The organism is Frischella sp. Ac48, assembly GCF_019641635.1.
Lineage (GTDB): Bacteria > Pseudomonadota > Gammaproteobacteria > Enterobacterales > Orbaceae > Frischella > Frischella japonica.
The window spans coordinates 243,686-264,176 of record NZ_JAETXP010000001.1 but is presented as its reverse complement, the minus strand read 5'-3'; the positions used below and the strand labels follow the sequence as shown (position 1 = coordinate 264,176).

Annotated in this window: 17 protein-coding genes; 9 read left to right on the top strand and 8 right to left on the bottom strand. The window is 34.9% G+C overall.

Annotated elements, in window-relative coordinates; all coding sequences use genetic code 11:
• The 8 genes from modB to JMI89_RS01160 form a co-directional block, all read right to left on the bottom strand.
• The gene (gene modB / locus JMI89_RS01195; RefSeq protein ID WP_187755698.1) at window positions 1–690 is read right to left on the bottom strand and encodes a molybdate ABC transporter permease subunit; all 690 of its coding nucleotides are present in this window, start codon (window positions 688–690) and stop codon (window positions 1–3) included.
• Window positions 687–1,439 (bottom strand): molybdate ABC transporter substrate-binding protein, encoded by a 753-nt coding sequence (modA, locus tag JMI89_RS01190; protein WP_220679110.1) that lies wholly within the window; start codon window positions 1,437–1,439, stop codon window positions 687–689. Before modA ends, modB begins: the two co-directional genes overlap by 4 nt.
• A gap of 163 nt (window positions 1,440–1,602) precedes the next feature.
• Window positions 1,603–3,069 carry an IMP dehydrogenase gene (gene guaB / locus JMI89_RS01185; protein WP_187755696.1) on the bottom strand — a complete coding sequence of 489 codons (1,467 nt, stop codon included), beginning with the start codon at window positions 3,067–3,069 and terminating at the stop codon, window positions 1,603–1,605.
• A 175-nt stretch (window positions 3,070–3,244) separates the two neighbouring features.
• Window positions 3,245–4,915, bottom strand: a complete 1,671-nt coding sequence (gene cydC, locus JMI89_RS01180) for a cysteine/glutathione ABC transporter ATP-binding protein/permease CydC (protein ID WP_220679109.1) — start codon at window positions 4,913–4,915, stop codon at window positions 3,245–3,247.
• Complete coding sequence (gene cydD, locus JMI89_RS01175) at window positions 4,909–6,639, bottom strand: cysteine/glutathione ABC transporter permease/ATP-binding protein CydD (protein WP_220679108.1); 1,731 nt, start codon at window positions 6,637–6,639, stop codon at window positions 4,909–4,911. Before cydD ends, cydC begins: the two co-directional genes overlap by 7 nt.
• Before the next feature lie 10 nt (window positions 6,640–6,649).
• Complete coding sequence (gene trxB, locus JMI89_RS01170; protein ID WP_220679107.1) at window positions 6,650–7,603, bottom strand: thioredoxin-disulfide reductase; 954 nt, start codon at window positions 7,601–7,603, stop codon at window positions 6,650–6,652.
• A gap of 787 nt (window positions 7,604–8,390) precedes the next feature.
• A complete protein-coding gene (gene ubiG / locus JMI89_RS01165; protein WP_220679106.1) occupies window positions 8,391–9,095 on the bottom strand; it encodes a bifunctional 2-polyprenyl-6-hydroxyphenol methylase/3-demethylubiquinol 3-O-methyltransferase UbiG in 705 nt (234 codons plus the stop codon).
• Window positions 9,096–9,159: 64 nt separating this feature from the next.
• On the bottom strand, window positions 9,160–9,771 hold the full coding sequence (locus JMI89_RS01160) for a CoA pyrophosphatase (RefSeq protein WP_220679105.1): 612 nt from the start codon (window positions 9,769–9,771) through the stop codon (window positions 9,160–9,162).
• A 157-nt stretch (window positions 9,772–9,928) separates the two neighbouring features.
• Here JMI89_RS01160 and JMI89_RS01155 point away from each other — a divergent pair, with 157 nt between their 5' ends.
• The 9 genes from JMI89_RS01155 to tatA all read left to right on the top strand — a co-directional run bounded on the left by JMI89_RS01155 (window position 9,929) and on the right by tatA (window position 20,490).
• The gene (locus JMI89_RS01155; protein WP_187755691.1) at window positions 9,929–12,421 is read left to right on the top strand and encodes a class I adenylate cyclase; all 2,493 of its coding nucleotides are present in this window, start codon (window positions 9,929–9,931) and stop codon (window positions 12,419–12,421) included.
• A 235-nt stretch (window positions 12,422–12,656) separates the two neighbouring features.
• The gene (gene rpoE / locus JMI89_RS01150; protein ID WP_187755690.1) at window positions 12,657–13,229 is read left to right on the top strand and encodes an RNA polymerase sigma factor RpoE; all 573 of its coding nucleotides are present in this window, start codon (window positions 12,657–12,659) and stop codon (window positions 13,227–13,229) included.
• 27 nt (window positions 13,230–13,256) lie between these two features.
• A complete protein-coding gene (locus JMI89_RS01145) occupies window positions 13,257–13,817 on the top strand; it encodes an RseA family anti-sigma factor (RefSeq protein WP_220679104.1) in 561 nt (186 codons plus the stop codon).
• Between the two features lie 28 nt (window positions 13,818–13,845).
• A complete protein-coding gene (locus JMI89_RS01140) occupies window positions 13,846–14,919 on the top strand; it encodes a MucB/RseB C-terminal domain-containing protein (RefSeq protein ID WP_220679103.1) in 1,074 nt (357 codons plus the stop codon).
• A 323-nt stretch (window positions 14,920–15,242) separates the two neighbouring features.
• A complete protein-coding gene (gene lepA, locus JMI89_RS01135) occupies window positions 15,243–17,039 on the top strand; it encodes a translation elongation factor 4 (protein WP_220679102.1) in 1,797 nt (598 codons plus the stop codon).
• Window positions 17,040–17,061: 22 nt separating this feature from the next.
• On the top strand, window positions 17,062–18,045 hold the full coding sequence (lepB, locus tag JMI89_RS01130; protein WP_187755686.1) for a signal peptidase I: 984 nt from the start codon (window positions 17,062–17,064) through the stop codon (window positions 18,043–18,045).
• Window positions 18,046–18,208: 163 nt separating this feature from the next.
• The gene (gene rnc / locus JMI89_RS01125; RefSeq protein WP_187755685.1) at window positions 18,209–18,895 is read left to right on the top strand and encodes a ribonuclease III; all 687 of its coding nucleotides are present in this window, start codon (window positions 18,209–18,211) and stop codon (window positions 18,893–18,895) included.
• A complete protein-coding gene (gene era, locus JMI89_RS01120; protein WP_187755684.1) occupies window positions 18,892–19,827 on the top strand; it encodes a GTPase Era in 936 nt (311 codons plus the stop codon). Before rnc ends, era begins: the two co-directional genes overlap by 4 nt.
• A 441-nt stretch (window positions 19,828–20,268) precedes the next feature.
• Window positions 20,269–20,490, top strand: a complete 222-nt coding sequence (gene tatA / locus JMI89_RS11985; protein WP_220679101.1) for a twin-arginine translocase TatA/TatE family subunit — start codon at window positions 20,269–20,271, stop codon at window positions 20,488–20,490.
• Window position 20,491 lies beyond the last annotated feature (1 nt).

Below are 20,491 nucleotides of genomic sequence, written 5' to 3'. Positions count from 1 at the left end.
TTAACCCGCTAATTTCCGTTTATGCCAACGATTTAGTTGTTCTGAAGCAATCAAAGCTAATAAAGCTAAAATTATTGATATAATACATAATCGCATTGCTGACTGTTCACCATTTGGGACCTGTAATAAGGTGTACATAGCTAAAGGTATTGTGCGTGTTTCACCTGGAATGTTAGATACAAACGTGATTGTGGCACCAAATTCGCCTAAACACCGAGCAAAACCTAATACAATCCCCATTAAAATCCCTGGTAGTGATAAGGGTAAAGTAATGGTGAAAAATACACGCAATTGATTGGCACCTAGTGTACGGGCAACATTTTCTAGACGGATATCAATCGATTCAATAGCTAATCGAATCGAGCGTACCACTAATGGAAATGCAACTACTGCCGAGGCCAGCGCTGCACCTTTCCAATTAAAGCTGATATTGATACCCAAATAATGATATAACCACTGACCGATTACGCCATGTTTTCCCATTGTCACTAATAATAAATACCCCAGAGCAACTGGAGGCAAAACTAATGGCAAGTGAATAATACTATCGAATAATGATTTACCCACGAATCGACAGCGTGCTAATACCCATGCAGTTAAGATTGCCAAAGGTAAACTGAAAACAATAGCTGCACCTGCAATTTTAAGGCTTAGATACAAAGCTTGCCATTCATAATCATTTAGTATCACAGTGTTACAAAGCCATATTTTTGGAAGATATGTTTAGCTGTTTCACTTTGCAAAAACTCGTAAAATTGGCTCGCAACAGGATTAAGTAAAGTGATTGGATATTCAATTGGTTTAAAACTTTCTGTCGGAAATGTGCCTAAAATTTTTACTTTTTGACTGACTTTGGCATCAGTACTGTAGACAATGCCTAAGGCCGCTTCCTGACGTTCAACTAACATTAATGCATCGCGAACATTACTGGCGCGAGCAAACTGTGGTACAAGCTGATCATAGACACCTAAATTGGTTAATGACTCTTTGGCATATATACCAGCAGGAACATGATCCGGATCACCAATAGCTAATTTTTCATTGCTGGGTAATAAAGCACGCCAATCTGTTTGTTGATTAATGGTCACTGGAGTATGGTAATCTGTAATTGGCGCAATTAACACTAGATCATTTTTCAACAACGTTTGTTTAAATTCTACAACTTGATGGTCAATCAAATAATCCATCCATTTCTGGTCAGCAGAAATAAATATATCCGCAGGAGCACCTTGTTCAATTTGTCGTGCTAATACAGAAGATGATGCAAAAGAAAACACAATATCCATTTCTCTATTTTGGGCTTGGTAAGTTTGACCAATTTCTTGCATCGCGTCGGTTAATGAAGCTGCAGCGAAAAAAGTAATTTTTTGTGATGCGTTTGCTGTCAGATTAATAAAGAATGTCGTAACCACAATAAATGTAGCGAATAATTTTTTCATATCCGTTCCTAAAATAAAAAAACTGTTAAAGTAAGCAGTGAATAAAATAATAAATATAGGTTATGATTTAATAAAAACTATTTATGTTTGCGTATTTATCTGTTGGCAAATATTAATAATATCCCGCAACGAAAAAAGCAGCTTTTGAGCTGCTATTTTTATGTTATTGGCCTAAACGATAATTAGGTGGTTCTTTAGTTATTGACACATCATGAACATGACTTTCTTTAATGCCGGCACCAGTTATACGGGTAAATTGTGATTTAGTACGTAATTCTTCAATTGTCCCACATCCAGTTAAGCCCATGCAAGAGCGTAATCCCCCCATTTGTTGGTGGATGATCTCTTTTAAAGGACCTTTATAAGCGATACGACCTTCAATTCCTTCTGGTACTAATTTATCTGCAGCGTTATCGCTTTGAAAATAACGATCGGATGAGCCTTTAGCCATTGCGCCTAAAGAACCCATACCACGATATGCTTTATATGCACGTCCTTGATATAATTCGATTTCACCTGGTGCTTCTTCCGTTCCTGCAAACATAGAACCTACCATGACACAGCTAGCGCCGGCCGCGATAGCTTTAGCAATATCACCAGAATAACGAATTCCGCCGTCAGCAATTACCGGAATATTGTAAGGTTTAGCAGCTTCTACGGCATCCATAATCGCGGTAATTTGTGGTACACCCACTCCAGTTACAATTCGGGTAGTACAAATTGACCCCGGCCCTATACCAACTTTAACAGCACTCACGCCTGCTTTAATCAATGCTAATGCCCCTTCGGCGGTTGCGACATTACCACCAATAATGGGAAGATCAGGATAAGCATCCCGAGCTGCTCTAATTCGCTGTAATACGCCTTCAGAATGCCCATGAGATGAATCGATAAGTAAAACATCTACTCCAGCTTCCACTAATGCAGCTATACGCTCTTCATTACCAGGCGCAGCACCAACAGCGGCACCGACTCGTAAGCGACCTTTTTCATCTTTACAAGCATTGGGTTTCGCTTCTGCTTTCTGGAAATCTCGAACCGTAATCATGCCTTTCAAATGAAATTCATTATCGACAACTAATGCTTTCTCAACACGCCGTTCGTGCATGCGTTGTAATACAATATCCCGTGATTCATTTTCTTGCACTGTAACTAAACGTTCTTTAGGTGTCATAACGGCGGTAACTGGTTGGGTTAGATCTGTGGCAAAGCGGACATCTCTTGCAGTAATAATACCAACCAGATCGTTATGCTGAGTAACTACAGGAAAACCAGCAAATCCATAATCTTTGGCCAGTTTAATTACATCATTAATTGTTGCAGTTGGCAAAACTGTAATTGGATCTTGTACGATACCACTTTCATGCTTTTTTACCCGTTTTACATGCTCGGCTTGTAATTCTATTGGCATGTTTTTATGGATAAATCCAATACCACCTTCTTGCGCTAAAGCGATGGCTAGTGAAGCTTCAGTTACGGTATCCATGGCAGCTGAAATCATAGGTAGATTCAACCGAATCGTCGAGGTTAATTGCGTACTGATATTGGCAGTATTAGGTAAAACAGTCGAATGGGCTGGTACTAACAAAACATCATCAAATGTGAGGGACTCTTTTATTATGCGAGACATAGCAATATTCACCATTAGTAGAAGGAACGTTGTTTATAAATATTGCCAAAGAATTTTACATTTTATTAAAACGAAAAGCCAGCAAATATTTAATATCGACTTCTAATTTTAAGAAATAGGATGTAAGGTGACAATCGCCCATTCCAAGCATTATCGGTGAATTGGGCTTTATATCTTAAGGTTTAATTTCAGTCAATGTTTGATTACGCAAGAGTAAAATACGATCAAATAATGCATGTTCATTTAGACGATGTGTGACCATAATGAGGGTTTTACCGGCATAGTTATTGGCAATAATGGCTAATATTTGTTGTTCAGTTAGACTATCTAGACTTTCGGTTGGTTCATCCATTAAAATTAATGGCGATTCATGTAATAATGCGCGCGCAATTCCAATACGGCGGCGTTCACCCCCCGAGAGTGTTCTGCCATCTTCACCTATCCATAAATCTAAGCCATGTTCTGCAGTCAACAATTTACCTAATTCTACTTTTTTTAAAACTGCTATTAATTGTTCATCGTTAGCATTTGGATTGCCAATTAATAGGTTATTACGTAATGTATCATTAAAAATATGAATAACCTGAGGAATAACTGCCATCATGTTCCGTAAGGAGTATTCATCAAAGTGAGTAATATCTATATTATTTATGGTAATGCTACCCTTATTAGGCTGCCAGCTGCGAGTGATTAAATTGAGGAAAGTCGATTTACCACATCCAGTCTGCCCAATGAGAGCAACATGCTCACCACTATGAATACGAATATTAATATCATTAAACACTGATAACGGTTGATTTGGATAACTAAACGTTACCTCATTAAATATAATTGTACATTTGTCATCAGTAAACGTTTGATTTATATTTCCATAGGTAATACTTGGTTGCTGAGCTAGTAGATGATTCATTCGTTTAGCTGAAGCAAAGACTTGTCCAAGAAACAAAAAAGCATTAGGAATCGGGGCTAAAATTTCTGTAGAAGAGAGTCCAATAAAAATTAATAATGCGATAACAGGCGGATCATAATTAGTAATGCCATTGGACACTAATCCTATAATAAGTAATGTCATTATGCCGACAATTAAAATAATTACTGCACTTGCAAGACTTAATAAATTGGATTGTTTTTTTTGTAATGTTAACCATTGTGATTCAGTGTCCGTTAATTGCTGACGAAAAGCCTGTTTGGCATTAAATAAGGTGAGTTCAGCTTGACCTTGTAAATAACTAACAAGCAATTGACGATATTGGCTTTTAAATTCTGCAATGTTTTCACCTAAACGTTTACCAGCATAATAAAAAAGCAGCGGCATGGTCAGAATTGTAGCCAATAAAAATAATGTGATTATTAATGCCACAGTGTGATCAAAATAATTCACTGCACAATAGATAAATAGCGTAATACTTAAGCTTCCAAGAATTGGCGCAAATAGTCGTAAATAAAGATGGTCTAAATGATCAATATCAGCAATAAAAGCATTAAGTAAATCTGCTTTTTGAAAATGTTGCATTTGATCTGCGCTCAGTGGCAACAAATGTTTAAATGCTTTAGTTCGTAAATAAGCTAAAATTCTAAATGTTGTATCGTGATTAATTAAACGGTCAAAATAGCGAGCAACCGTTCTAAGAATCGCAGCACCCCGTACACCAGCGGCTGGTAACATATAATTAAATGTATATAATCCAGCAACACCAACAAAAGCAGTTGCTGATAAAAACCAGCCGGATAATGATAATAAAAAAATACTGGCACTCAATGCAGTTATTACCATGATCATGCCAAGTAGGATACGTTGCCAGTAATAGCGATAAAGCTTAATATATGGGGAAACTAATTTTAACATAACATTGAGTCAGGTTTATTAATATACAGTTGTTGGTTGTGTAAACGCCAAATTTGTGAAAACTGCATCGCTTGGTTAAGGTGATGAGTAACCATGATAATTTGGCATTGTTGATAACTTTGCGCTAATATCGTTTCTATTTCAAGTGCTGTTTGTTTGTCAAGGCTAGCCGTTGGCTCATCAAGCAGCATTAATTGGCATGGTTTTAGTAGTGCTCTAGCAATAGCGATACGTTGTGCTTGACCAACAGAAATTTTCACCGCATCTTCACCAATTTCTGTATCAAGGCCGTCTGGTAATTGAGCGATTAATTCTGTAAGTTGCGCTTGTTCGATGACATCAGCAATATCTTGTGATGTGGCAAGCGGGTCGGCCAAAAGAAGGTTTTGGCGAATCGTTCCATTTATTAGATAAGGATTTTGTCCTAACCAACTTAGTTGACTCCGCCATGATTTAATATCAATCGTCTGGAACTCAATACCATTAATCATGAGTGAACCCCGATAAGGTAAAAATCCTAATAATAGATTGAGTATCGAACTTTTACCTTCACCACTTATACCGGTTAATGCAATTCGAAAAGGGGGAGTTAATGTAAAGTTTAGCGGACCAATAATGGGTTGATTATCAGCCGACAAAATCACTAAATCTTTGCCTACAATTGTTTCAATATTTTGATCAAAATTGACCGTTTTCACTGATGTTGATTCATTAACATGAGTCGGTTGAATGATAAATTTTTCAATATTATCCGCAGCAGCAATAGCTTGTGCTTTTGCGTGATAATAGGTTCCTAAGTCACGCAAAGGTTGGAAAAACTCGGGTGCTAAAATTAAAGCAAAAAATCCAGCAAATAGTGTTACTCCACTATCGTAAGCACCAAAATCAAATTCACCTAAATAAGAAAACCCAAAATAGACAGCCACAATAGCAATAGAAATTGAAGTAAAAAACTCTAATACCGCAGACGATAAAAAAGCCATTTTTAGCACATTCATTGTTCTAATACGAAATCGTTCAGCAGCGTTAGCAATTTGTTCAGTTTGATTGCAACCTTGGTTAAATAAACGTATCGTCGTTAACCCTTTTAACCGATCTAAAAAATGTCCGCTTAAGTAGGTTAATGCTTTAAAGTTTCTTCGATTAACATCGGCAGCACCCATACCGACTAATATCATAAATATTGGGATAAGTGGTGCGGTAGCCATCAAAATTAATGCAGCAGTCCAATTAAACGGTAAAATGACAGCAACGATTATTATTGGAATCATCATCGATAGCTGCATTTGTGGTAAATAGCGGGCATAGAAGTCATGAAGATCTTCTATTTGTTCAATTAATAAAGTACTTAGCCCACCACCAGTGTGATGATAAATTGCTACAGGGCCTTCTTTTTCAATTTTAGTAATTAATTGTTGACGAATAGAATGACGTATTGCAGCACCCAATGAAAAATTGAATTTTTCACGAGCATAAGTAATTAAACTGCGAATTCCAAACAACGCCAGTAGGGCAGTGAAATAGACAGTGATTGATTTAAAATTACCACCTAAAATAATCAAATCTTGTAATATGTTAGCTAACAATGCCGCTTGCATAATAATGCAAATGGCTGTAGCTAAACCGGTCAAAACAGAACAAAGTAATGCCACTTTATGTTGTTTTGCTTGCTGTTTTAACCATTTTAGTAGATAAGTTTGACGGGTTTTATCTAATACAGACATGTTAATTCATTTATTTTAAATTATCCAAATAATGTTCGGCATCTAACGCTGCCATACATCCTGTACCAGCTGATGTAATTGCCTGACGATAATTATGATCCATTACATCTCCAGCGGCAAAGATACCTGCAATACTGGTTTGGGTTGCATTACCTTGTAAACCTGATTTAACCTTAATATAACCATTATCTAACACCAGCTGGTTGCCAAAAATGGAGGTATTAGGTTTATGACCAATAGCAATAAATACACCTAATACGCTGATTTGTTCAGTTTGTGTTTCATCCAAAGTATTACGAATACGTAGACTGTTAACGCCCATTACATCACCAACAATTTCGTCAACGACTCGATGAGTATGTAAAATGATTTTACCTTCAACAACTTTTTCATTAAGACGCTTAAGCAATATTTTTTCCGCACGAAATTGATCTCGACGATGAATTAAATGAACTTCGCTGGCAATATTGGCTAAATATAGCGCTTCTTCGACCGCTGTATTTCCACCACCAACAACAGCTACTGCTTGGTTGCGATAAAAAAAGCCATCACACGTAGCGCAGGCTGAAACTCCTTTACCTTTGAATCGCTCTTCAGACGGTAATCCCAAATATTGTGCACTGGCACCGGTAGCAATAATTAAAGCATCGCAACTATATTCTGTTTCACCGCTATATAATTTAAAAGGACGAGAAGAAAAATCAACCCGTTCGATTTGATCAAAAATAATTTCTGTATCAAAACGTTCGGCATGTTCTCGCATTTGCAACATTAATTCTGGACCGGTTAAATTAATCGTGGCGGCTGGCCAATTTTCAATTTCGGTGGTGGTGGTTAATTGACCGCCTTCTTGTATTCCCGTGATTAATACTGGTTGTAAATTTGCTCTTGCAGCATAGATAGCAGCTGTATAACCAGCGGGACCAGAACCAAGGATTAGTAAGCGACAATGTTTATTATTCATTATAAACTCCGAACATTGTTATTTTAGTATTTATGATAGCGAATAAGTCTATCACTAACGGTTAGTTTAAGGTATGAAAAAAAGTTGATTTTTTATTGATGTTAATTATTGTTTTAATAGGTTTGATAGCAATTTTTAATGTGATTAGCGAATAAAAGGAATTTATCATGTTATTTTTGTATAAAGTTACTTTATAGCCAAGGTAGGCATTTCTGAATTATTAGTGCCTTTTTTACTAAATTAAATAAAAATAACATATTGATATTTATAAAATAAACTTAATAAGTTATAAAGCTCCTGTTCTTATCACTGGTAGCGCAAAGTCAGAGTCCAAGGGGTTGCGTTTAAAAACTTTTGGGTCGCCTGAGCATCAATAAGTATTTATCATGTTGTGGCTTGAAAGGCGAGACAAATAACTAGACGACTTAAAGAGCAACTTGCATGCAGTCGTTTACAATAATGGTGAATTATTAAAATAAGACACGGTTTTCTTAAACTATAGCGATTGTTTCAAGCATTAATGGCAGAAGAGCAATATTCAATATTTTGCTCATGCGCGAATTAAGGGGTTCAAGCAAGTGCCTCAACAGGCCTCGCTGGTGCCAGCGATAAAGTGGTCACTGTGTGATTTTCTTCGTTCAGCAGCCCTTAAGTGCGGGAAGCTAAATAGCATTATGTAAATAATGGAATAATTAAAAATAAGTCATAAAGCTACCCCAATCTCAATCCTGCGTAGAGAAAACGGGAAGCAGAGATGAATAATAAAATAATTTAGAGAGCAATTTAATCAGGCTATTTTACTCGCTACCACAATATAATTTACATCCACATTTTGACTCAGTGTAAACTGATTTTTTAGTAAATGATATTCGATGCCAATAATATCACTTATTTGTAAATTAGCCTGTTCAATTAGTCGCATTAATTCGGAAGGACGGATGAAACGGTTAAAATCATGAGTGCCTTTTGGGAGTATCCGGGTAATATATTCTGCACCATAGATTAGTAGTAATTTTGCTTTCTGATTGCGATTGATAGTCGATAAAAATAACCTTCCATTGGGTTTTAATAGTTTGGCACAAGCGGTAATAATCGATTGTGGATCGGGAACGTGTTCCAATAACTCCATGCAGGTTATTATATCAAACTGCTTATCAGTATTATTCGTATAATCTTCAATAGAACTCTTTATATATTCAATGACTAAGCCATTTTGTTGAGCATGATGCTGTGCTACCTCCAATGAGGTTTGTGCCATATCTAATCCGATGACTTGTGCTCCAAGCTTGGCTAAACTTTCCGACAAAATTCCACCACCACAGCCAACATCTAATACTAATTTATTAGAGATATCGCCACATTGTGTTTGAATATAATTCAAGCGTAATGGATTAATAATATGCAGTGGTTTACATTTTCCATTGGGGTCCCACCATTCTTGTGCCATTTGAGCAAATTTATGAATTTCTTTTAAATCAATATTTTGTGGCATAACTAATCTTACCTATTTTTTGTATTGCTAAAATTATTCGTGATAATAAAGACTTTGTCAGGATTTATTGGCGAACAATATTGATAAATGATTGTACTATTTGTGCGGTTAAACCCCAAATAGTATAGTGTTGATAATGATAAAAATATACCTCATGCTGAGAGTGTTGCTGCCATTTTTTAGAACGATATGGTACTAAATCAAAAGGAAAATCGTCAGATGGCTTAAAAGCGATTTTCATATGCGATTTAGTAGGTGGATTGGCAATAAACCAATCGATAGGTACACTAAAAACTTCAGCTACCTCAGCATGATTTAATTTCATATTTAGATTGCTTAAGTAACCGATAATCGGGTAAATTTTTAACCCCATTTTTGATAAAAATGGGGTTAGCTGACCTAAAATTTTAATTGAAGTCGCTTCAATACCCAATTCTTCATGTGTTTCTCGCAATGCAGTTTGTATCGGACTTGAATCAATTTCTTCCATACGACCGCCAGGAAAACAAATATCATTGGGTTGCCATTTTAAGTGAGGTGAACGAACTTGAAATAATAAATGCAATTGATTGGTTTCATCTTGAAAAATAGGAATGAGAACCGCTGCTTTTTCTGCGATATTTCGTTTTTTTAATTGAGATAGTAATTTATTTTCGATATAATCTATTGATATCATTATTTTTTATCTTGGTTCTTTAAGTGATTTTAGGATATATAATCTGAAATTCACTATTGGTAAATTTCATCTCTTTACGTTGCCAGAATATCATGTTAGATTGCAACGTCATTAAAAAAACGTGATCTATATCAACTTTTGAACTACAACAATAATTATGCAGGAATATGTTGCTCAAGTCAGACACACTCTAGCTGAGCTTGCTCTTGTAAAGCAAAAGCGAGCGCTTGATGCTATGCCTACAGCTTTCCAGCAAGTATTTTTATTGTTACCGACTCTAATCCATTTTCATCACCCGGCATTGCCCGGTTATTTACCCGATAACGTTCCTTGTGGCATCAGTTTTTACCAACCTGATATAGATATTTTATCACAACTCAAAGCACAATTTGTATTTGAATTACCAGAATATCTTGATCATGAAAGTAAAATTTCAGCACTTTACTCGATGGGGAGTACCAGTTCATTAGGGCAATCGGTGGATTCAGATTTAGATATATGGGTTTGCATTGAACAGAATTTATCTTCCAAAGAACGGGAATTATTACAGCAAAAATGTACCTTGATTGAACAGTGGGCGATGTCATTAGGTGTTCAATTAACCTTATTTATTGTTAATGTTGATCGATTTCGTGAAAAACATCATGAATGTTTAATGGGTGAAAACTGTGGTTCGGCTCAGCATATGCTGTTATTAGAGGAATTTTATCGCAGTGCCAATCATTTAGCTGGAAAATTATTGCTATGGTTTGTGATTCCTGATGATCTCATTATTAATGGTCAGCAATATGCCTCTTACGATGATTGTGTTTTGGCTTTAGTTTTAATTGGAGCAATTAAACGTGATGAATGGATCGACTTTGGTTCCTTAATTGACTTATCAGCGGAAGAGTATTTTGGTGCTAGTTTGTGGCAACTTTATAAAAGCGTTGATTCACCATTCAAAGCAGTTTTAAAAACTTTGCTCTTGGAAGCTTATTCATGGAAATACCCTGATAATAAGATGATAGCTTATCAGGTAAAACAGGCAATTCAGCAAAATAAAATTCAACATTATTATCTTGATTCTTATTATATGATGTTAGAGCGGGTGACAGAATATCTCAATGCAATGGGCGATAATCAACGACTTCACTTAGTCAGAAGCTGTTTATATCTGAAAGTAAATGAAAAATTATCTGTTCACTCATCACAAACTTCTTGGCGCAGAATATTACTAAATGAGTTGATTGTAAAATGGGGATGGTCTAAGCAAGAGCTAGAAAATTTAGATAGTTGCGATACATGGGAAATTGAGCAAGCTAGACAAGTTCACGACGTTATCTTACAAACTATGATGACGGGATATCGACATTTACTTAGTTTTGGTCGTCGGAATAATGTTGAATCGTTGATAAGTCCAAAAGATTTGGCAATTTTAACACGTAAACTTTATGCTGCTTATGAAGTATTACCTGGCAAAGTAACCATTATCAATTCTAATATTTCTAGTGATTTGTCTGAACCCTATTTAACGTTTATCCATGTTAAAAATGATCGGGTTAATCGTCCAGGTTGGTACGTCTATAAGCATAAGCCAACGCTAGATTCGATCGTTGGTCATCAGTATTTAGAATATAGTCATTCATTAGTTAAATTAGTCGCATGGTGTTATTTTAATCGCTTAATTTCTGATACTACTCAGTTTTACTATCGTGATGGCGATAATCATGACCCTGAAAAATTAAATCAATTAGTCGCCGATTTACAATCTTATTTTTGTATAGATATTCCAAGTGCTAATGAAGATGATTTATATGGCCCATGTGAAATCAGACATTTAGCGATTATTGTAAATTTAAAAGAAGACCTCAATGGTGATGCGCCTTTGATTAATACCAAAGATGTATTATCCCAAGCTGATATTTTTAATTACGGTGAGGAAGAGTACAGTTTAATCCAATCAATCAATTTACTCTATCGAAATTCATGGAATGAAATTCGTGTACTACATTTTTCAGGGGCATTATGTGTTTTAGATGCGATTAAAACGTTGCTCAACCGTATGCACAAAGATGCCGATTCGCCACATGCCATTAAAATATTCTGTTATAGTCAATATTTACCGAATGAAATTACAACCCAAATGCAACAGCTTATTGATCGTTGTATTGATCTCCGCTTAACCACAACACAAAATAATTTAGAACATTTTATGCCACTACGTATTAATGGTTCATCATGGTATCTATTTTTTGAGCGTTTTGGCGTATCAGTACATCAATTTGATAACTCGATCGATTTTTATGGTGCGGTTTCAAACAGTAAAATACAAGGACGTGCGTTAAATATCCAAGATGAATCAAATGAATTACCAAGTGAGATTGATAGTGTGGCATGTGAAGGGATTATTCAGTTCTTTTTTGAAGATACCGATGCTGGATTTGATCTTTATATATTAAATGAAAACAATCAAATTGAAATTTACCATAACTGTAATAGTAGTAAACAAAATATGGTGAAAGATGTGAATAGTTTTTATGCATTGTCTGATGATCGATTTACATTTGCTGCCAGTTCTTCAGTAAATTTTAATTTGCCACAATTTTATCAAATTCTCCATGAGGATGATGGATCGCGTAAAATTGTTCATTTCGATGAAATCACGTGATTTTATCGCAGCAAAATACTAAATTAACTTGCTTTTCTTTTTATAGTAAAATGTCATTTTATATCTTCTTTTTTGATCAAATTTTTAAAAATAATCTGTTAACTTTTAATGGTAGTATATTAAAGTAAATTTTATTAAAATGTTCGGAACTTTTTTTAACTTTTATAATCTAACTTTTATATGCGCATTTTGGCCATAGAGTAGATTAAGCAACGTAAATGAGGAATGGCCTTAAATGGGAGAGCAAGTAACCGATCAAGTTCTTGTTGAGCGTGTACTTGGAGGTAATAAAAATGCCTTTAATCTTTTGGTATTGCGTTATCAAAGTCGATTAGCTCATTTAGTTTCTCGTTTTGTGTTACCATCTGAGGTGGCCGATGTTGTTCAAGAAACATTTATAAAAGCTTATCGTTCTTTAAGTTCTTTTAAAGGTGAAAGTGTTTTTTATACTTGGCTTTATCGAATAGCGGTAAATACAGCAAAAAATTATCTAGTCGCGCAAGGTAGACGTCCTCCCGCATCAGATATCGATGCGTTAGAGGCTGAAACCTACGATGGTGCTGATTTATTACATAACATTGATAACCCAGAAAGTTTGATGTTATCAAATGAAATAAAGCAAGTGATTTTTCAAACAATTGATGCTTTACCAGAAGATTTAAAAATAGCGATTACTTTACGTGAAATTGACGGTTTGAGCTATGAAGAAATTGCTGACATTATGTCGACTCCGGTTGGAACAGTTCGCTCGCGTATTTTTAGGGCTCGTGAAGTAATAGATGAGAAGTTAAAACCATTATTAGATTAATTTACCGAATATTATAAAGGTATAAATATGTTAAAAGTCCAACAAGAACAACTTTCTTCATTAATGGATGGAGAGCAATATGATCAAGATACTATTGATAGTATCTTAAAGGATGATGAGCTTAAACAATATTGGCGTCGTTATCATGTTGCTCGTGATATTATGCAAGGAAGATTGGATGCTGATTATTTAACATTCGATATTTCTGATAAAGTTGCTCAGCTTATTGAATTAGAAGATCTTCCTGAACAACCAACAGTTGTCGAGCAAACAACTTTGCCAACGTTATCAAAGTTGATTTGGATTAAGACGAAAGATGTTTTAGCTAAATTGAGCCAAGTTGGTTTAGCTGCCTGTGTGACTTTAGGCGTTATCGGTATTGTACAGTATCAATCAGGTGCTTCTAAGGCGAATGATATACCGGTTCTTAATACAGTGCCAATCGGAGTTAATTTAGCACCAGTTGGTGGTGTAGGTAATGTTAATAACTATGAGCAGCCATTAGATACGATGTCTAACCAACAGTACAATAAAATTCGTATGTTGGTGCAAGATTATGAATTACAAAGACGTTTAAACGTACAGTAGATAACATGTTGGTTATGGTAATAAATGAATGATACAAACTCATTTTTTTAGTGATTTTAATAATACGAGTAGATTATTTTTACGGCAATATTTTAATCGAGCTAAAATTTTGGGTTTTTTCTTTTTTTTGTCATGTTTTATATCATTTCTCTGCTATGCAGATAATTCTAATCTTGCTTTTTCCGAGACCATAAATTCTTCTGCAGAAACATCATCACCTTTGCTAATTGATCGCTCGGCTGTTAAGTTGTTAAATAAAATGAAAGCGTCAGTGTTGGATAATGATTATAAGCTTTATTTTATTGTTCAAGATGAAGATGAATACCCCAATTCATATCAATATACCTATGTTGGATCGAAAATAAATAAAAAAGGTGCTCTATTATCCTTAGAAGGATCTGCCAAAGAAATTATTTTAAATGATAACATTGTCAGCTACTTTCTTATCGATAGCGCCTCGTTTTCAATCGCAGCAAATCGCATTATCGAAGTTTTTCCTGATGTGATTTACAGTGATTTCGATTCATTAATTCCCAATTACGATTTTATTAATTTAGGTAAAGGGCGTGTGGCTAATCGTAGTTGCCAACTTATTCGTATTATTTCTAAAGATAAAGATCGTTATAGTTATGTGATTTGGATTGATGATGAAAACTTCTTACCATTACGTATTGATTTATTAGATTTAAATTCCAAAATAATTAATCAAAAAAAGGTTTTGGTGGTTGATTTTGATTTTAATAAACAAAAATTTGAAGATTATATTGCAGATCGTGTTTATCCAATTTTATATCCGATAGACAAGGAAGATAGCGATCGTAAAGATTGGCAAGTGACATGGTTGCCTAAAGGTTTTAAACGAATCGATACTTACAACATTAATTTTCAAGAATCCAACATTGATACACAGCATTTTACGGATGGTATTTTTTCATTTACTATCAATGTTTCGAAACGAACCCAATATGATAAAGTCAATTTATCTATACAGGGCGATCGTTCTATTTATTCATATAATCAAGGTAATCTAAATATTATCATTATTGGCAATTTACCGGCTGAAACAATCAAACAAATTGCTTATCATTTAAAATTTAAATAGCAAAGACCCCTTAATGGCGTTTTACTGAATCTATTTTAGCAAAATAAAGTTTATAAAGCCGATGATATTTTGCTGAAAAAAGATAAAAACCGAGCTTGATACTATGATTTAGCATGATAAATGTGTAGAATGCTGGATTTAATTATCATTACCTAATTGATGATTATCTTATTAGATTAAAAGATTTATGTTAGTAGCATCAAGATTATTTACAATTATATTATTTTGTTTTTATTGATAAATCTAAGTAATAAATGGAATTTGTAATCAAATAAGATAATACAGTCATTAACATTAATTAGTAGATTAACTGAATTATAGATATGAATAAAAATATCCGAAATTTCTCAATTATTGCCCATATTGATCATGGTAAATCCACTTTATCAGATCGAATTATCCAAATATGTGGAGGATTATCTGATCGTGAAATGGCTGCTCAAGTCCTTGATTCAATGGATCTAGAACGAGAGCGTGGTATCACGATTAAAGCGCAAAGCGTAACACTCGATTATCACGCAAAAGATGGTCAAACCTATCAATTAAATTTTATTGATACACCTGGGCATGTTGATTTCTCATATGAAGTATCTCGCTCTTTAGCAGCATGTGAAGGTGCATTATTAGTTGTTGATGCCGGGCAAGGTGTTGAAGCACAAACATTGGCAAATTGTTATACGGCGATTGATATGGATCTACAGGTCGTACCCGTATTAAATAAAATCGATTTACCCGCTGCAGAGCCTGAACGGGTGGCACAAGAAATTGAAGATATAGTAGGTATCGATGCCACGGATGCGGTACGTTGTTCAGCGAAAACAGGTGTTGGTGTAGTTGATGTTTTAGAACGATTGGTTAATGAAATTCCACCTCCAGCTGGTGACAGTCAAGCACCTTTACAAGCACTGATCATTGATTCATGGTTTGATAACTATTTGGGTGTGGTATCACTAATCCGTATCAAAAATGGTGAATTACGCAAGGGCGATAAAATTAAGGTGATGAGTACTGGTATGACATATAATGTTGACCGGTTAGGTATATTCACACCAAAACAAATTGATAAAGACGTATTAGCTTGTGGTGAAGTGGGTTGGTTGGTTTGTGCTATTAAAGATATACACGGTGCCCCTGTTGGCGATACTTTAACCTTAGCACGTGATCCCGCTAACAAACCATTGCCGGGTTTCAAAAAAGTTAAGCCACAAGTTTATGCCGGATTATTTACCACAAGTTCTGATGATTATGAAGCATTTCGTGATGCATTAGGTAAATTGAGCCTAAATGATGCGTCTCTTTTTTATGAGCCAGAAACATCTAGTGCATTAGGTTTTGGTTTCCGCTGTGGTTTTCTTGGTTTATTACATATGGAAATCATTCAGGAACGACTCGAACGTGAATATGATATTGATCTTATAACCACGGCACCAACGGTGGTTTATGAAGTTATCACTACAAGTAATGAGACTATCTATGTTGATAGTCCAGCAAAACTACCAGCTGTTAATAATATTCAAGAGCTACGTGAACCTATTGCGGAATGTAATATTCTGGTACCACAATCCTATTTAGGAAATGTGATTACGCTTTGTGTCGAAAAACGCGGTGTCCAAACCAATATGGTTTATCATGGCAATCAAGTATCGTTGACATATGAAATTCCAATGTCAGAAGTCGTATTAGATTTCTTCGATAAATTAAAATCAACATCGCGGGGGTATGCTTCCTTAGATTATAGTTTCAAATGCTTCCGAACCGCCGATATGGTGCGCTTAGATGTGTTGATTAATGGTGAGCGAGTTGATGCATTAGCATTAATTACTCATCGTGACAATGCCCCATATCGTGGCCGGGAATTAGTTGAAAAAATGAAAGACTTGATTCCACGCCAACAATTTGATATTGCTATCCAAGCGGCTATTGGTAATCATGTAATTGCCCGTTCGACGGTTAAACAATTACGTAAAAACGTATTGGCAAAATGTTACGGCGGTGATGTCAGTCGTAAAAAGAAATTGTTACAAAAACAGAAAGAAGGTAAAAAACGCATGAAACAAGTTGGTAACGTTGAGTTACCTCAAGAAGCATTTTTAGCTATCTTACATGTTGGTAAAGAATAAATTATTTAAGTGAGGTTATTTAATGGCTGGTTTGTTTGCAATTATTTTAACAGTAGCAACATTCATTACAGGTATTTTGTGGTGTTTTGAGCGGTATCGTTGGCAACCAGCTAGACAACGAAAAGTTGAAGCTGTGCGCCAACAGACAGAAGGTAACATTGATGGTAAGGTGTTAGCTGAAGTCGGAAAACCGAATGGTTTTGTTGATTTTTTTGCGCCTTTATTTCCTATTTTATTGTTTGTTTTGGTTGTTCGCTCATTTATTATTGAGCCATTTCAAATTCCATCAGGGTCAATGATGCCAACTTTATTAGTTGGTGATTTTATTGCTGTTGAGAAATATGCTTATGGTCTTAAAGATCCTATCACCAATACTACTCTCATACCAACAGGGCATCCACAACGCGGTGATGTGGCAGTATTTAAATATCCCTTAAACCCAGATCTGGATTATATTAAACGGGTTATTGGTGTGCCAGGTGATAAAATAATTTATAATAACAATACAAAAGAGTTATCGATTTATTCAGCTTGCCAAGCGGAAGAAGAGCAATGCAATAGTCAAAATTTTAAGTCGGTAAATATCAATTATACACCGGTTAAGACTAGCGAGTGGCATCTGGTGTTTAATCAAAGCAATGTTAACTTTTATACTGATGAAGAATTTAATCATTTAAAAAATAAAACTGATAATTTCGATTTAAATCAGCGCCAAGAAACATTAGGCGATATCACGCATGATATTTTGATTATGCCAATTAAGTTTAATCAACCACAAAAGTTTTATCGGCAAGTTAATCAAAAAATGGGGGAATGGGTAGTACCAGAAGGTTATTACTTTATGATGGGTGATAACCGTGATAATAGTGATGATAGCCGTTTTTGGGGATTTGTTCCAGAGGCCAATTTTGTTGGACGCGCTAGTGCAATATGGTTGAGTTTAGACAAACAACCTAATGAATTTCCTAGCGGTGTGAGATTTAGTCGGATTGGTGGAATCAAATAATTGTCATCACTCACCATTATAGATGATGAGTGATAATATGTGGTTAATAATGATATAAAGATAGAGGGATTATTATATCGTTTTCCATCAAAATTTGATCACTATTACTGAGGTGAAAATAGGTTAGCAAACTGAAACAAAAAAGTATTGAGTAATATCGTAAATGAAACAAAATAAACATAGTCTAATTGCATTACAAAAACTGATCGGCTATACATTTAATAATATTGATTTATTAAATCACGCTCTGACTCATCGCAGTGCTAATAAAATTCATAATGAACGTTTAGAGTATCTGGGGGATTCGATTTTAAGTTTTGTTATTGCTGAAGCGCTTTTTAATCGTTTTCCTAACGTCGATGAAGGTGATTTAAGCCAAATGCGTTCATCATTAGTATGTGGTGAAATGTTAGCTATTATTGGTCAAAATTTTAGTATCGGTGAGTATATGATTTTAGGTCAGGGAGAATTGAAAAGTGGTGGTCATCGCCGTGAATCGATTATTTCTGATGCGTTAGAAGCAATTATAGGTGCTATTTATTTAGATAGTAATATACAAACCGTGAAGCAACTGATTCTATTATGGTATCAAACCAGATTAAATGAGATTCAACCTGGAATTAAACAAAAAGATCCTAAAACCCGTTTACAAGAATATTTGCAAGGTCTTCGTTTGGCAAGACCAGTTTATCTCATTATTGAAGTTATTGGCGATGATCATGAACAAGAATTTGTTGTGCAATGTAAGTTAGACGGTGACAATAATCGATATTTAGGACGCGGCGTAAGTCGCCGTAAAGCGGAACAAGCCGCTGCACAAATGGCAATAGAAAAATTAGGTATTAAATGACAAATCAACAACATAATCGACAACATTCAGATTCCTTACAGCATTGTGGTTTTATTGCCATTGTTGGGCGCCCTAATGTTGGCAAATCAACATTATTAAATCAAATACTAGGTCAAAAAATCTCAATTACTTCTCGTAAAGCCCAAACTACTCGTCATCGTATTATGGGGATTGACACACAAGGCAATGATCAGGCTATTTATATCGATACGCCGGGTTTACATATTGAAGAAAAACGGGCAATTAATCGGTTGATGAATCGTGCAGCAAGTAGTTCTATAGGGGATGTTGAGTTAATCTTGTTTGTTGTTGAAGGTACCCATTGGAATGAAGATGATGAAATGGTACTCAATAAACTGAAAAGTGTAAAATGTCCGGTATTATTGGTTATTAATAAAATTGATAATGTTACCGATAAGACCAAACTGTTACCTCATATTCATACCATTAGCCAGAAATTCAATTTCATGGATGTTATTCCTATCAGTGCTGAGAAGGGCGAAGGTGTGGATATTATTAAACAGATTGTGAAACAACATTTACCGGTTGGTGAGCACCATTTTCCTGAAGAATATATTACCGATCGTTCACAACGTTTTATGGCCTCAGAAATTATTCGTGAAAAATTAATGCGTTTTTTAGGTGAAGAATTGCCATATTCGGTGACCGTTGAGATCGAACAGTTCAAAGTTGATGAAAAAACCGGTATGTATCGTATTAATGGTTTGATTCTGGTAGAACGTGATGGTCAGAAGAAAATGGTCATCGGTAATAAAGGTGAAAAAATTAAACAAATCGGTATTGAAGCACGAAAAGATATGCAAGATTTTTTCCAGACCAAAGTGCATTTAGAACTCTGGGTTAAAGTAAAAGCCGGTTGGGCGGATGATGAAAGGGCATTAAGAAGTTTAGGATACATTGATGATCTGTAAGTTAAGATAGAGTTAATCGATTAATTACTCAGTCACTAGAGTTTTTTGACCGAAGATGTCTGGGTAATTAATCATTTGATTATTTAATATGTTAAAATTCTTAACCTCATGATTGATAGCATATACTTACCAATTTCTCTCACTTTAGCGGATTAGATTCTATTTTATAACCAATTGATTTTTAGAATAAATCTGTTTTATATTCATTTGATTATCGATGTTAATAACTAAAATGATCGTTATTACTATTTGATATTGAATAGTTAGTTGATATACGTTTTAAAATAATCGGATATAAAGAGTGTTGTACTTCTTATTGTTGAATAAGCATTTAGGCGACAATTGCGAATATCTTTTACGCTCTTATTGTATATTGCGTGCATTTTAAAATAATTTATGTATATAATACTTTTCATCTATTTGATAAGTGGAGAACCTATTATGATGCCAAGCTGGCCAAATCTACTGATATTAGTAGCAGTGATTGTATTAATTTTTGGAACTAAAAAATTACGCACCTTAGGTTCAGATTTAGGTGCATCAATTAAGGGCTTCAAAAAGGCAATGGATAATGAAGATGATAATCCAACATCTAATAATGATGCCAATTTTAGTACGCCATCTTCCACACATGTTGAAAAAAACCATGATAAAAAAGAGTAAA